Source organism: Pseudomonas sp. FYR_5 (assembly GCF_043106315.1).
Classification (GTDB): domain Bacteria; phylum Pseudomonadota; class Gammaproteobacteria; order Pseudomonadales; family Pseudomonadaceae; genus Aquipseudomonas; species Aquipseudomonas putida_Y.
Genome location: NZ_JBICMK010000015.1, coordinates 1 through 14,119, shown reverse-complemented (window position 1 = coordinate 14,119; position 14,119 = coordinate 1). Strand labels below are relative to the sequence as shown.

General features: G+C 62.5%; 10 protein-coding genes. 7 read left to right on the top strand and 3 right to left on the bottom strand.

All coding sequences use genetic code 11. The annotated features are described in order from the left end of the window. Positions 1 to 69: 69 nt before the first annotated feature. The 3 genes from ACF8RA_RS01540 to ubiG form a co-directional block, all read right to left on the bottom strand. On the bottom strand, positions 70 to 810 hold the full coding sequence (locus tag ACF8RA_RS01540) for a YciK family oxidoreductase (RefSeq protein WP_176685048.1): 741 nt from the start codon (positions 808 to 810) through the stop codon (positions 70 to 72). A gap of 157 nt (positions 811 to 967) precedes the next feature. Next, positions 968 to 1,639 carry an N-acetylmuramic acid 6-phosphate phosphatase MupP gene (gene mupP, locus ACF8RA_RS01535; protein WP_392488554.1) on the bottom strand — a complete coding sequence of 224 codons (672 nt, stop codon included), beginning with the start codon at positions 1,637 to 1,639 and terminating at the stop codon, positions 968 to 970. Positions 1,640 to 1,641: 2 nt separating this feature from the next. Beyond that, positions 1,642 to 2,340: a bifunctional 2-polyprenyl-6-hydroxyphenol methylase/3-demethylubiquinol 3-O-methyltransferase UbiG gene (gene ubiG, locus ACF8RA_RS01530; protein ID WP_012271034.1), complete on the bottom strand. Its 699-nt coding sequence runs from the start codon at positions 2,338 to 2,340 to the stop codon at positions 1,642 to 1,644. A gap of 110 nt (positions 2,341 to 2,450) precedes the next feature. Between ubiG and mtnA the strand changes: the two genes are divergently transcribed. The 7 genes from mtnA to rpsA all read left to right on the top strand — a co-directional run bounded on the left by mtnA (position 2,451) and on the right by rpsA (position 13,949). Next, a complete protein-coding gene (mtnA, locus tag ACF8RA_RS01525; protein WP_176685051.1) occupies positions 2,451 to 3,527 on the top strand; it encodes an S-methyl-5-thioribose-1-phosphate isomerase in 1,077 nt (358 codons plus the stop codon). Positions 3,528 to 3,892: 365 nt separating this feature from the next. Continuing rightward, positions 3,893 to 6,664 carry a DNA gyrase subunit A gene (gyrA, locus tag ACF8RA_RS01520; protein WP_392488555.1) on the top strand — a complete coding sequence of 924 codons (2,772 nt, stop codon included), beginning with the start codon at positions 3,893 to 3,895 and terminating at the stop codon, positions 6,662 to 6,664. Between the two features lie 214 nt (positions 6,665 to 6,878). Next, positions 6,879 to 7,964, top strand: coding sequence for a 3-phosphoserine/phosphohydroxythreonine transaminase (gene serC / locus ACF8RA_RS01515; RefSeq protein WP_392518704.1), 1,086 nt, complete (start codon positions 6,879 to 6,881; stop codon positions 7,962 to 7,964). A gap of 1 nt (position 7,965) precedes the next feature. Then, on the top strand, positions 7,966 to 9,060 hold the full coding sequence (pheA, locus tag ACF8RA_RS01510; protein ID WP_003252669.1) for a prephenate dehydratase: 1,095 nt from the start codon (positions 7,966 to 7,968) through the stop codon (positions 9,058 to 9,060). Positions 9,061 to 9,257: 197 nt separating this feature from the next. Continuing rightward, positions 9,258 to 11,465: a bifunctional prephenate dehydrogenase/3-phosphoshikimate 1-carboxyvinyltransferase gene (locus ACF8RA_RS01505; protein ID WP_339535341.1), complete on the top strand. Its 2,208-nt coding sequence runs from the start codon at positions 9,258 to 9,260 to the stop codon at positions 11,463 to 11,465. After that, positions 11,462 to 12,148: a (d)CMP kinase gene (cmk, locus tag ACF8RA_RS01500; RefSeq protein ID WP_176685055.1), complete on the top strand. Its 687-nt coding sequence runs from the start codon at positions 11,462 to 11,464 to the stop codon at positions 12,146 to 12,148. Before ACF8RA_RS01505 ends, cmk begins: the two co-directional genes overlap by 4 nt. Before the next feature lie 124 nt (positions 12,149 to 12,272). Beyond that, positions 12,273 to 13,949 carry a 30S ribosomal protein S1 gene (gene rpsA / locus ACF8RA_RS01495; RefSeq protein WP_003252673.1) on the top strand — a complete coding sequence of 559 codons (1,677 nt, stop codon included), beginning with the start codon at positions 12,273 to 12,275 and terminating at the stop codon, positions 13,947 to 13,949. The last annotated feature ends 170 nt before the right edge of the window (positions 13,950 to 14,119 follow it).

Genomic DNA, 14,119 nt, shown 5'->3' with positions numbered 1-14,119 from the left:
CACCGCAACCCTCAAGGATTGCGCCCTGCCTGTGGGAGCGGGCAAGCCCGCGAAGAGGCCGATGCAGGTTTATTGGGCGTTGAACGCCTGCCCGTTCACCCCTGTGCTGTCCGGCCCCATCAGGTACAGGTACACCGGCATGATTTCTTCGGGCAGCGGGTTGTTCTGCGGGTTCTCGCCGGGGTAGGCCTGGGCCCGCATCGCCGTGCGCGTGGCGCCTGGATTGATGCTGTTGGAACGTACCGGCGCCACGCCTTCCAGTTCATCGGCCAAGGTCTGCATCAGGCCCTCGGTGGCGAACTTCGACACGCCATAGGCGCCCCAGTAAGCCCGGCCCTTGCGCCCGACGCTGCTGCTGGTGAATACCACCGATGCGTCTTCCGACAGCTTCAGCAGCGGCAGCAGGGTGCTGGTGAGCATGAAGGTGGCATTGACGTTGATGTGCATCACGCGCATGAAGTTGTCGCCTGACAGCTGTTCCAGCGGCGTGCGCGGACCGATGATCGACGCGTTGTTGAGCAGGCCGTCAAGGCGGCCGAACTGGCCTTCGATCATCGCCGCCAGCTCGTCATACTGGTGTGGCAGGGCGGTTTCCAGGTTGAACGGGATGACCACCGGCTGCGGGTGACCGGCAGCTTCGATCTGGTCGTAGACCTCGTTCAGGTTGGCCTCGGTCTTGCCCAGCAGCAGCACGGTGGCACCTAGTGCGGCATAGGCCTTGGCAGCCGCGGCACCAATGCCACGGCCGGCACCGGTAACCAGGATGACCCGGCCTTGCAGCAGGTCGGGGCGGGCGGTGTAGTCGAACATGGTTCTGTCCTTCGAGTTCGTGTGGGCGGCCTGGGGCTATCGTAGGAGCGGGTTTACCCGCGAATGCGTCCGATCAGGCGCCAGTGTTGTCTGGGCTGGCGCATTCGCAGGTGAACCCGCTCCTACAAAGAGGCGGTGCCCGGTCATCGGTCTGGGTTCAGCAGCCGCACAGCGCGCTGTCGATCACTTTGCGCAGTTCCAGCGGGTGGTCCACCACCACGTCGGCACCCCAGTTGTTGGGGTTGTCCTCTGGATGAATATAGCCGTAGCGCACCGCCGCCGTGCGGGTGCCGGCGTCGCGGCCAGACTCGATGTCGCGCAGGTCGTCGCCGACGAACAGTACACTGGCCGGGTCCAGGTTCAGCGTCTTGCAGGCCAGGATCACTGGCTCGGGGTCGGGTTTGCTGTTTTTCACATGGTCCGGGCAGATCAACAGCGCCGAACGCTCGGCCAGGCCCAGTTGCTGCATGATCGGCTCGGCGAAGCGCACCGGCTTGTTGGTGACTACGCCCCACAGCAGGTTGCCTTTCTCGATGTCGGCCAGCAGCTCGGCCATGCCCTCGAACAGCTTGCTGTGCACCGCGCAGTCACGCTGGTAACGCTCGAGGAACTCCAGGCGCAGGGCCTCGAAGCCGTCAGCCTCCGGGTCCATGGCGAACGCAGTGGCAACCATCGCGCGGGCGCCACCCGAGATCACGCCACGGATCAGGTTGTCGTCAACGGCCGGCAGCCTGCGTTCGGCGAGCATGGCCTGGCAAATGGCGATGAAGTCCGGCGCCGTGTCCAGCAAGGTGCCGTCCATGTCGAAGAGTACTGCTCGCAAACGCATGCTTATTCCTCGCGCAGGGTCTGGATCATGTAGTTGACGTCGACGTCGCTGTTGAGCTTGTAGTGCTTGGTCAGCGGGTTGTAGGTGAGGCCGATGATGTCCTTCACCTGCAGGCCGGCATCGCGGCTCCAGGCGCCCAGCTCGGACGGGCGGATGAACTTCTTGAAGTCATGGGTGCCGCGCGGCAGCATCTTCAGGATGTACTCGGCGCCGACGATGGCCAGCAGGTAGGCCTTGGGGTTGCGGTTGATGGTGGAGAAGAACACCTGGCCACCAGGCTTGACCATGCGGTAACAGGCGCGAATCACCGAAGACGGGTCGGGCACGTGCTCGAGCATTTCCAGGCAGGTGACCACGTCGAACTGTTCAGGCATTTCCTCGGCCAGGGCTTCGGCGGTGATCTGCCGGTATTCCACCTGCACGCCCGACTCCAGCTGGTGCAGCTGGGCCACTGCCAGCGGTGCTTCACCCATGTCGATACCGGTGACCGTGGCACCGCGCAGGGCCATGGCTTCGCTGAGGATGCCGCCACCGCAACCCACGTCCAGCACTTTCTTGCCGGCCAGGCTGGCGCGCTCGTCGATCCAGTTGACGCGCAGCGGGTTGATTTCGTGCAGCGGCTTGAACTCGCTTTCGCGGTCCCACCAGCGGTGGGCCAGCGCTTCGAACTTGGCGATTTCGGCGCGGTCGACGTTGCTCATTGAACAGTCCTCTGAAACTTCGCAAAATTGCGTCGGAGTATACCCGAGCGCTCGGCCCCGAGGGTCGCTATAATCGCCGGCTTTTGATATCCGAATGACGGGGAGAGGCAATGCGCGAGCGACTTTTGGCGGCGGAGAAGGTGACCGCGATCCGCTGGCAGGGCGGCGCCTTGCACCTGCTCGACCAGCGCCTGCTGCCGTCGGAGGAGCGTTGGCTGGCCTGCGACAATGTTGCGCAGGTGGCCGCAGCCATCCGCGACATGGCGGTGCGTGGCGCCTCGGCAATCGGTATTGCCGCAGCTTACGGCCTGGTACTGGCCCTTGAAGAGCGGCTGGCCGAAGGCGGCGATTGGGAAATGGACCTGGAAGACGACTTTCTCACCCTTGCCGAAGCGCGTCCTACCGCCGCCAACTTGTTCTGGGCGCTGAACCGCATGCGCGAGCGCCTGCAGCGCCTGCGGCCGGAAGAAGACGCTCTGGCAGCGCTGGAGGCTGAAGCGGCGGCCATTCACGAGAGCGACCGTGAGGCCAACCTGACCATGGCCCAGCAGGGTATCGAGCTGATCCGACGCCATCAGGGCAATGCCCAGGCCCTGCTCACCTTCGGCAATGCCGGCGCCCTTGCCACTGGCGGCTTTGGCACCGCGCTGGGGGTGATCCGTGCCGGCTACCTGGAAGGCATGGTCGAGCGGGTTTATGCCGGTGAAACTCGCCCTTGGCTGCAGGGCTCCCGTCTGACCGGCTGGGAACTGGCCAACGAGGGCATCCCGGTGACCCTTTGTGCCGACTCTGCGCTGGCCCACCTCATGAAGACCAAAGGCATCACCTGGGTGGTGGTGGGGGCGGACTGCATCGCTGCCAATGGCGACATGGCCGGCAAGATCGGCACCTATCAGCTGGCCGTCAGTGCCATGCACCATGGCGTGCGCTTCATGGTGGTGGCGCCGAGCACCAGCATCGACCTGAACCTGGCCACGGGCGAGGATATCCCGCTGGAGGAGCGTGACGCCGACGAGTGGCTGGACTTCGGCGGTACCCGGGTGTCGCCGGGTGTCGAGGTATTCAACCCGGTGTTCGATGTGACCCCGGCCGACCTGATTGACGTTATCGTGACCGAACGGGGTGTTGTTGAGCGCCCGGATACCGCCAAACTGGCCCAGTTGATTTGCCGCAAGCGCCTGCACTGATTTTGTATCGCCTCACCGGCCTTTTCGCGGGCTTGCCTGCTCCCGCAGGGATATCGCATGGCCTTAGGGCTGTGGTGAACCTGTGGGAGCGGGCGAGCCCGCGAAGAGGCCGGTGCAGGCAATACAAAAACCAGGTTTCAAACGCGGCTGAGACCAACTGCCACCTCTCCCCACCGCCCCCGCGTTTGTGATAACATCCGGCAGTTTCCAAGACCGCCCATCACGGCGGCCTTCATTGCGCAGATCCATGGCACAACTCATTGATTTGTCGTAAGTCGTCGCACCCTTATGCGCTGCGGCGGCGAGCTTCGTTCGGCCCTTGATGGAGCTGCGAAGTTTCACCAGAAAAAGGAATCAGGCTTCTCATGGGCGAACTGGCCAAAGAAATCCTCCCGGTCAATATCGAAGACGAACTGAGACAGTCTTACCTCGACTACGCGATGAGCGTGATTGTCGGGCGAGCGCTGCCCGATGCGCGTGACGGCTTGAAGCCCGTGCATCGCCGCGTTCTCTATGCGATGAGCGAACTGGGCAACGACTGGAACAAACCGTACAAGAAATCCGCCCGTGTGGTCGGTGACGTGATCGGTAAGTACCACCCGCACGGCGACACTGCGGTCTACGACACCATCGTGCGTATGGCTCAGCCGTTCTCGTTGCGCTACCTGCTGGTCGACGGCCAGGGCAACTTCGGTTCGGTGGACGGCGACAACGCCGCAGCCATGCGATACACCGAAGTGCGCATGACCAAACTGGCCCACGAGCTGCTGGCCGACCTGCACAAGGAAACCGTCGATTGGGTGCCCAACTACGACGGCACCGAGCAGATCCCGGCGGTCATGCCGACGCGTATTCCCAACCTGCTGGTCAACGGTTCCAGCGGTATCGCCGTGGGCATGGCGACCAATATTCCGCCGCATAACCTCGGCGAGGTCATCGATGGCTGCCTGGCGCTCATCGACAACCCGGAAGTCACCATCGATGAGCTGATGCAGCACATCCCTGGCCCGGACTTCCCGACTGCCGGCATCATCAACGGTCGCCAGGGCATCATCGAGGCCTATCGCACCGGCCGTGGCCGTATCTACATGCGCGCCCGCTCCGAGATCGAAGACATCGACAAGGTTGGCGGCCGCCAGCAGATCGTGATCACCGAGCTGCCGTACCAGCTGAACAAGGCGCGCCTGATCGAAAAGATCGCCGAGCTGGTCAAAGAGAAGAAGATCGAAGGCATCACCGAGCTGCGCGATGAGTCCGACAAGGACGGCATGCGCATCGTCATCGAGCTGCGTCGCGGCGAGGTGCCGGAGGTGGTGCTGAACAACCTCTACCAGCAAACCCAGCTGCAGAGCGTGTTCGGCATCAACGTGGTGGCCCTGGTCGACGGCCGTCCGCGGCTGCTGAACCTCAAGGACCTGCTCGAAGCGTTCGTGCGTCACCGCCGTGAAGTGGTGACTCGCCGTACGGTATTCGAGCTGCGCAAGGCCCGTGAACGTGGCCATATCCTTGAAGGCCAGGCGGTCGCGCTGTCCAACATCGACCCGGTCATTGCCCTGATCAAGGCTTCGCCGACGCCGTCCGAAGCCAAGGAAGCCCTGGTTTCCACGCCGTGGGAATCCAGTGCCGTGCAGGTCATGGTCGAGCGCGCCGGCGCCGATTCCTGCCGCCCTGAGGACCTGCCGGAGCAGTACGGCCTGCATGACGGCAAGTACTTCCTGTCGCCGGAACAGGCCCAGGCCATTCTCGACCTGCGCCTGCACCGCCTGACCGGCCTGGAGCACGAGAAGCTGCTGGCCGAGTACCAGGAAATCCTCGAGCAGATCGGCGAGCTGATCCGCATCCTCAGCAGCGCCGAGCGCCTGATGGAAGTGATTCGCGAGGAGCTGGAGGCCATCCGTGCCGAGTACGGCGATGCCCGTCGCACCGAAATCCTCAATGCCAGCCACGACCTCAACTACGGCGACATGATCCCGGAAGAAGAGCGCGTGGTCACCATCTCCCATGGTGGTTATGCCAAGACCCAGCCATTGTCCGCCTACCAGGCCCAGCGCCGCGGTGGCAAAGGCAAGTCGGCGACCGGCGTGAAGGACGAGGACTACATCGAGCACCTGCTGGTCGCCAACAGCCACGCCACCCTGTTGCTGTTCTCCAGCAAGGGCAAGGTGTACTGGAAGAAGACCTACGAAATCCCCGAAGCGTCCCGCGCTGCCCGTGGTCGCCCGCTGGTCAACCTGCTGCCGCTGGAGGAGGGTGAGCGCATCACCGCCATGCTGCAGATCGACCTCGAAGCGCTGCAGCAGAACGCCGACCTCGACGAAGAACTGGAAGAAGCTGATGACACCGTGCTCGAGGGTGAGCTGGTAGAGGCCGAGGAAGTCGACGAAGAAGACGGTGACACCCCGGAGTGGGTTGCAGAGCCGACCGGCGCGTACATCTTCATGGCGACCGCTTCCGGTACCGTCAAGAAGACCCCGCTGGTGCAGTTCGCCCGTCCGCGCTCCAACGGCCTGATCGCCCTGAAGCTGAAAGAAGGCGACACCCTGATTGCCGCGGCCATCACCGATGGTGCCAAGGAAGTCATGATGTTCTCCGACGCTGGCAAGGTCATCCGCTTTGCCGAGAGCGTCGTGCGTGAAATGGGTCGCAACGCCCGTGGTGTACGCGGCATGAAGCTGGGCAAAGGTCAGCAGATCATTTCGATGCTGATCCCGGAGTCCGGCTCGCAGATCCTCACCGCCTCCGAGCGTGGCTTTGGCAAGCGCACCCCGCTGTCCAAGTTCCCACGTCGCGGCCGCGGTGGCCAGGGTGTGATCGCCATGGGTACCAAGGGGCGCAACGGCTTGCTGATCGGTGCTATCCAGGTGCAGGAAGGCGAGGAGATCATGCTGATTTCCGACCAGGGCACGCTGGTTCGCACCCGGGTTGGCGAGGTGTCCAGCCTGAGCCGCAACACCCAGGGGGTTACGTTGATCAAGCTGGCGGCCGATGAGACGCTGGTGGGCCTGGAGCGTATCCAGGAGCCGTCCGAGGACGAACTCGATGAGGTGATCGAGACGGACGAGGAGGGTGTCGAGGCTGTAGCGCCAGACAATGAAAATGAAGAAGCAGCGGGTACCGAAGAGGCCCCGCAAGAGTAAGCAAGCGTGAAACCCGAACGGGGCGACCAAGGTCGCCCCGTTTGACTGATAACAGCTGGCAAAGCCCGACCTTGTGGGAGCGGGCATGCCCGCGAAGCAGACACTGCGGTAGATGGCACCGGCTTTGCCGGTGTTCGCGGGCTCGCCCGCTCCCACAGGGTCGCTGCTAACCCATGTGATAGTTTTTGTTCTATTTGGCAGAGCGAGAGTGGATGTGAGCAAACGAGCCTTTAACTTCTGCGCAGGCCCTGCCGCGCTTCCTGACGCTGTCCTGCAGCGCGCACAGGCCGAGATGCTGGACTGGCGTGGTAAGGGCTTGTCGGTGATGGAAATGAGCCATCGCAGCGACGATTACGTGGCCATCGCCGAAAAGGCCGAGCAGGACCTGCGTGACCTGCTGTCCGTCCCCTCCAACTACAAGGTGCTGTTCCTGCAAGGGGGCGCCAGCCAGCAGTTTGCTGAAATCCCGCTGAACCTGCTGTCGGAAAACGGCACAGCCGACTACATCGAAACCGGCATCTGGTCGAAGAAGGCCATCGAGGAAGCGCGCCGTTTCGGCAACGTCAACGTCGCTGCCACTGCCAAGCCTTACGACTACCTGGCCATCCCCGGCCAGAACGAGTGGAGCCTGACCAAAAACGCTGCCTACGTGCACTATGCGTCCAACGAGACCATCGGTGGCCTGCAGTTTGACTGGGTGCCGCAAACCGGTGACGTGCCGTTGGTGGTCGATATGTCGTCCGACATCCTCTCGCGCCCGATCGATGTGTCGCAGTACGGCCTGATCTACGCCGGCGCGCAGAAGAATATCGGCCCAAGCGGCCTGGTGGTGGTGATCGTGCGCGAAGACCTGTTGGGTCATGCCCGCAGCAGCTGCCCGACCATGCTCGACTACAAGGTTTCGGCTGACAACGGGTCGATGTACAACACCCCGGCCACCTACTCCTGGTACCTCTCGGGCCTGGTCTTCGAGTGGCTGAAGGAGCAGGGTGGTGTTGATGCCATGGAGCAGCGCAACCGTGCCAAGAAAGACCGCCTTTACGGCTTCATCGACCGCAGCGAGTTCTATACCAACCCGATCAGCGTCAACGCCCGTTCGTGGATGAACGTGCCGTTCCGCCTGGCTGACGAGCGCCTGGACAAGGCCTTCCTCGCTGGCGCCGACGCGCGTGGCCTGCTCAACCTCAAGGGCCACCGTTCGGTTGGCGGCATGCGTGCCTCCATCTACAACGCCCTGGGCCTGGAAGCGGTAGAAGCGCTGGTAGGCTACATGGCTGAATTCGAGAAGGAGCATGGCTGATATGTCCGAACAGGAGCTCAAGGCGCTGCGCGTGCGCATCGACAGCCTCGACGAGAAAATCCTCGAGCTGATCAGCGACCGCGCCCGCTGCGCCGAAGAAGTAGCCCGGGTCAAGACTGCCTCGCTCAAGGAAGGCGAGAAGCCGGTGTTCTACCGTCCCGAGCGTGAAGCTGCGGTGCTCAAGCGCGTGATGGAGCGCAACAAGGGGCCGCTGGGCAACGAAGAGATGGCGCGGCTGTTCCGCGAAATCATGTCGTCGTGCCTGGCCCTGGAAGAACCGCTGAAAATCGCCTACCTCGGCCCAGAAGGCACCTTCACCCAGGCGGCGGCCATGAAGCACTTCGGTCACGCGGTGATCAGTCGCCCGATGGCGGCCATCGACGAAGTGTTCCGTGAGGTGGCGGCCGGTGCCGTCAACTTCGGTGTGGTGCCGGTGGAAAACTCCACTGAAGGTGCGGTCAGCCACACCCTGGACAGCTTCCTCGAGCATGACATGGTGATTTGCGGTGAGGTCGAGCTGCGTATTCACCACCACCTGCTGGTGGGCGAGAACACCAAGACCGACAGCATCACCCGCATCTACTCCCACGCCCAGTCGCTGGCCCAGTGCCGCAAGTGGCTGGACGCGCACTATCCGAACGTGGAGCGCGTAGCCGTATCGAGCAATGCCGAAGCGGCCAAGCGGGTCAAGGGCGAGTGGAATTCGGCGGCGATCGCCGGTGACATGGCGGCCAACCTGTACGGCCTGACCCGTCTGGCCGAGAAGATCGAAGATCGCCCGGACAACTCCACGCGCTTCCTGATGATCGGCAACCAGGAAGTACCGCCGACCGGCGACGACAAGACCTCGATCATCGTTTCGATGAGCAACAAGCCAGGTGCCTTGCATGAGTTGCTGGTGCCGTTCTATCAGAACGGCATCGACCTGACCCGTATCGAGACCCGCCCGTCGCGCAGCGGCAAGTGGACCTACGTGTTCTTCATCGACTTCGTCGGCCACCACCGCGACCCGCTGATCAAGGCGGTGCTCGAGCAGATCAGCCAGGAGGCTGTGGCGCTGAAGGTGCTGGGCTCTTATCCGAAGGCGGTGCTTTGATTCAGGGGCCTTGGGGCTGCCTTGCAGCCCTTCGCGGGCATGCCCGCTCCCACAGTGAGCATGTGATGCCGATCTCTGCGGGAGCGGGCGAGCCCGCGAAGGGCCGCGCCGCGGCCCCAATGGCCCTCACAGGCTACCTAGATTTCTGAACAGGGTTCGCACCAGTGGTAAATGCAGCAAAAACCAAACCCGCGCCCATCATCGACCGCCTGGTCGTGGTCGGCCTGGGCCTGATCGGCGGCTCGTTCGCCAAGGGCCTGCGTGAAAGCGGCCTGTGCCGCGAAGTGGTCGGTGTCGACCTGGATGCCCTCTCGCGCAAGCAGGCTGTGGCCTTGGGGGTGGTCGACCGCTGCGAAGAAGATCTCGCCGCCGCTTGTGTGGGCGCCGATGTCATCCAGCTGGCCGTACCGATCCTGGCCATGGAAAAAGTCCTGGCGCGCCTGGCCCTGCTAGACCTGGGTGATGCGATCATCACCGACGTTGGCAGCGCCAAGGGCAACGTCGTGCGTGAGGCGCGTGCCGTCTTCGGTGCACGCCTGCCGCGCTTCGTCCCGGGCCACCCCATCGCCGGGTCCGAGCAGAGCGGGGTAGAGGCGTCCAATGCCACCTTGTTCCGCCGGCACAAGGTCATCCTCACGCCGCTGGCCGAAACCGACCCCGCCGCGCTGGCCATGGTTGACCGCCTGTGGCGTGCGCTGGATGCCGATGTGGAGCACATGTCGGTCGAGCGCCATGACGAAGTACTGGCCGCCACCAGCCATCTGCCACACCTGCTGGCCTTTGGCCTGGTCGACTCGCTGGCCAAACGCAATGAAAACCTCGAGATCTTCCGGTACGCTGCGGGTGGATTCCGCGATTTCACAAGAATCGCCGGCAGCGACCCGACCATGTGGCATGACATCTTCCTCGCCAACCGCGACGCTGTCCTGCGCACACTTGATACATATCGCAGCGATCTCGACGCCTTGCGCGACGCGATCGCTGAAGGGGATGGGCACCAGCTGCTGGGTGTATTCACCCGCGCACGGGCTGCCCGCGAGCATTTCAGTAAAATCCTGGCCCGCCGGGCCTATGTGGACGCTATGAACGCCAACGATCTGATTTTCCAGGCCCAACCGGGTGGCCGCCTGAACGGGCGGATCCGTGTACCGGGCGACAAGTCGATTTCCCATCGCTCGATCATGCTCGGCTCGCTGGCCGAAGGTACTACCGAGGTCGAAGGCTTCCTCGAAGGCGAAGACGCGCTGGCGACCCTGCAGGCATTCCGTGATATGGGTGTGGTCATCGAAGGCCCCAACCACGGTCGTGTGACCATTCACGGCGTGGGGCTGCATGGCCTCAAGCCGCCACCAGGGCCGCTGTACGTGGGTAACTCCGGTACCTCGATGCGCCTGCTGTCGGGCCTGTTGGCCGGTCAGTCGTTCGATGTGACCATGACCGGCGACGCCTCGCTGTCCAAGCGCCCGATGAACCGTGTGGCCAACCCGCTGCGCGAAATGGGTGCTGTGGTCGAGACCGGACCGGACGGCCGCCCGCCGCTGACCATCCGTGGTGGCCACAAGCTCAAAGGGCTGACCTACACGCTGCCGATGGCTAGCGCCCAGGTCAAATCCTGCCTGCTGCTGGCCGGCCTGTACGCCGAAGGCAAGACCACTGTCACCGAGCCTGCGCCTACCCGTGACCACACCGAGCGGATGCTGCGCGGTTTTGGCTACTCGGTCGACAGCAATGGCCCGGTTGCCTCGCTACAGTCCGGTGGCAAGCTGACCGCTACCCGCATCGAAGTGCCGGCTGACATTTCCTCGGCAGCGTTCTTCCTGGTGGCAGCCTCTATCGCTGAAGGCTCCGAGCTGGTGCTGGAGCATGTCGGCATCAACCCGACCCGTACCGGCGTGATCGACATCCTGCGCCTGATGGGCGGCGACATCACCCTGGAAAACCAGCGTGAAGTGGGCGGTGAGCCAGTGGCCGACCTGCGTGTGCGCGGTGCCAAGCTTAAGGGTATCGACATTCCTGAAGCGTTGGTGCCGCTGGCCATCGACGAATTCCCGGTCTTGTTCGTGGCGGCTGCCTGCGCCGAAGGGCGTACCGTGCTGCGTGGCGCCGAAGAGCTGCGGGTCAAGGAGTCCGACCGCATCCAGGTGATGGCCGATGGCCTGATCACCTTGGGCATCAAGTGCGAGCCGACCCCGGACGGCATCATCATCGACGGCGGCCAGTTGGGCGGCGGCGAAGTGCATGGGCATGGTGATCACCGCATCGCCATGGCCTTCAGTGTGGCCTCGCTGCGCGCCAGTGCACCGATTCGCATTCACGACTGCGCCAACGTCGCCACCTCGTTCCCCAACTTCCTGGCGCTGTGTGCCGAAGTGGGTATTCGCGTGGCAGAAGAGGGCAAGTCGTGAATTCGCTGGCACCGGTTATTACCATCGACGGGCCAAGCGGCTCGGGCAAGGGCACTGTCGCCGGGCTGATGGCCCGCGAGCTGGGCTGGAAGCTGCTGGACTCCGGCGCGCTGTATCGCTTGCTGGCATTCAATGCGAGCAACCACGGCGTCGACCTGACCAACGAAGAGCTGCTGACCAAGCTTGCCGCTCATCTGGATGTGCAGTTCATCGCTGCCGAGCCCGGTAAGCTGCAACAGATCATCCTTGAGGGTGAGGACGTCAGCAACGTCATCCGTACCGAAACCGTCGGTGCCGGTGCATCGATGGTGGCGTCGCTGCCGGCGGTGCGTGATGCGCTGCTGGTGCGTCAGCGTGAGTTCCGCGAAGTGCCGGGGCTGATTGCTGACGGGCGCGACATGGGTACCGTGGTGTTCCCGGACGCGCCATTGAAGGTCTTCCTCACCGCCAGCGCGGAGGAGCGCGCACGTCGCCGCTACCTGCAGTTGAAGGGCAAGGGTGAAGATGTTAGTCTGTCGAGTCTGCTGGATGAGATTCGTGCACGTGATGAACGTGACACCCAACGTGCAGTGGCCCCGCTGAAACCAGCGGCCGATGCCATCCAGTTGGACTCTACCGAGTTGTCCATCGAGCAGGTGTTGCAACGTATCAGAAGCGAGATCGCCCAGCGCGACCTTATCTGATAGCCAGGAAAGCAGGCAGGGGCACCAGTCAACGTCCTGCCGGCTTTCCTTTACTTAAAACGAACCCACATTGTCTGGAATGTGGTTATGGGCGTTTGTTTCGCCCGAATCTACAGGAATTAAAATGAGCGAAAGCTTTGCAGAACTCTTTGAAGAAAGCCTGAAAACCCTCAATCTTCAGCCGGGTGCGATCATCACCGGTATCGTTGTCGACATCGACGGCGACTGGGTTACCGTACACGCTGGCCTGAAGTCTGAGGGCGTCATCCCGCTCGAGCAGTTCTACAACGAAGCTGGCGAGCTGACCATCAAGGTCGGTGACGAAGTTCACGTTGCGCTGGACGCGGTCGAAGACGGCTTTGGCGAAACCAAACTGTCCCGTGAAAAAGCCAAGCGCGCCGAGTGCTGGATTGTTCTGGAAGCAGCTTTCGCCGCCGAAGAAGTGGTCAAGGGCGTTATCAACGGTAAGGTTAAGGGCGGCTTCACTGTCGACGTTAACGGCATCCGTGCGTTCCTGCCGGGCTCCCTGGTTGATGTCCGCCCAGTGCGCGACACCACCCACCTGGAAGGCAAAGAGCTGGAATTCAAGGTCATCAAGCTGGACCAGAAGCGCAACAACGTTGTCGTTTCCCGTCGCAGCGTGCTGGAAGCCGAGAACAGCGCCGAGCGCGAAGCCCTGCTGGAAACCCTGCAGGAAGGCCAGCAAGTCAAAGGTATCGTCAAGAACCTCACCGACTACGGCGCATTCGTGGACCTGGGCGGTATCGACGGCCTGCTGCACATCACCGACATGGCCTGGAAGCGCATCAAGCACCCATCGGAAATCGTTAACGTTGGCGACGAAGTCGACGTACGCGTTCTGAAGTTCGACCGTGAGCGCAACCGCGTTTCGCTGGGTCTGAAGCAGATGGGCGAAGATCCGTGGGTAGCTATCACTGCCCGTTACCCAGAAGGTACTCGCGTACAGGCTCGCGTTACCAACCTGACCGACTACGGCTGCTTCGCTGAGCTGGAAGAAGGCGTTGAAGGTCTGGTACACGTTTCCGAAATGGACTGGACCAACAAGAACATCCACCCGTCGAAAGTCGTTCAGGTTGGCGACGAAGTGGAAGTCATGGTTCTGGACATCGACGAAGAGCGTCGTCGTATCTCCCTGGGCATCAAGCAGTGCAAGTCCAACCCATGGGAAGACTTCTCCGGCCAGTTCAACAAGGGTGACAAGATCACCGGTACCATCAAGTCGATCACCGACTTCGGTATCTTCATTGGCCTGGACGGCGGCATCGACGGCCTGGTTCACCTGTCCGACATCTCCTGGAACGAAACCGGCGAAGAAGCCGTACGTCGTTTCAAGAAGGGCGACGAGCTGGAAACCGTCATCCTGTCGGTCGACCCAGAGCGCGAGCGCATCTCCCTGGGCATCAAGCAGCTGGAAGACGATCCGTTCTCCAACTTCGTTGCTGTCAATGACAAGGGCGCTATCGTCAAGGGCATCGTGAAAGAAGTTGACGCCAAAGGCGCCATCGTCACCCTGGCCGACGACATCGAAGCCACTCTGAAAGCTTCCGAAATCAGCCGTGACCGCGTTGAAGACGCGCGTAACGTTCTGAAGGAAGGCGAAGAGATCGAAGCCAAGATCATCAGCGTTGATCGCAAGTCCCGCGTTATCAGCCTGTCGATCAAATCGAAAGACGACGCTGAAGAGCGCGAAGCTATCCAGAGCCTGAAAAACGCTCCGGAAGCTGCTGCCGATACCACCATGGCTGCGCTGCTGCGCGAAGCAATGGCCAAGCAGAACTGAGTTCTGTTTGATCGGTAAAAAGGGCGACCCTCGGGTCGCCCTTTTTTTATGCCTGCAATCAAGCGGCGCGGCGGTTGTCACCGCTGGACCACGCCAGCTTCAGGCTGGCACAACCCAGTGTACGGTGGATGACACCGGCATCGCCGGTGTTCGCGGGTAAACCCGCGCCT

Excerpts from the sequence above, each read along its gene's own strand:
- ACF8RA_RS01540 (WP_176685048.1), bottom strand. The coding sequence starts at position 810 with ATGTTCGACTACACCGCCCGCCCCGACCTGCTGCAAGGCCGGGTCATC.
- mupP (WP_392488554.1), bottom strand. The coding sequence starts at position 1,639 with ATGCGTTTGCGAGCAGTACTCTTCGACATGGACGGCACCTTGCTGGAC.
- ubiG (WP_012271034.1), bottom strand. The coding sequence starts at position 2,340 with ATGAGCAACGTCGACCGCGCCGAAATCGCCAAGTTCGAAGCGCTGGCC.
- mtnA (WP_176685051.1), top strand. The coding sequence starts at position 2,451 with ATGCGCGAGCGACTTTTGGCGGCGGAGAAGGTGACCGCGATCCGCTGG.
- gyrA (WP_392488555.1), top strand. The coding sequence starts at position 3,893 with ATGGGCGAACTGGCCAAAGAAATCCTCCCGGTCAATATCGAAGACGAA.
- pheA (WP_003252669.1), top strand. The coding sequence starts at position 7,966 with ATGTCCGAACAGGAGCTCAAGGCGCTGCGCGTGCGCATCGACAGCCTC.
- rpsA (WP_003252673.1), top strand. The coding sequence starts at position 12,273 with ATGAGCGAAAGCTTTGCAGAACTCTTTGAAGAAAGCCTGAAAACCCTC.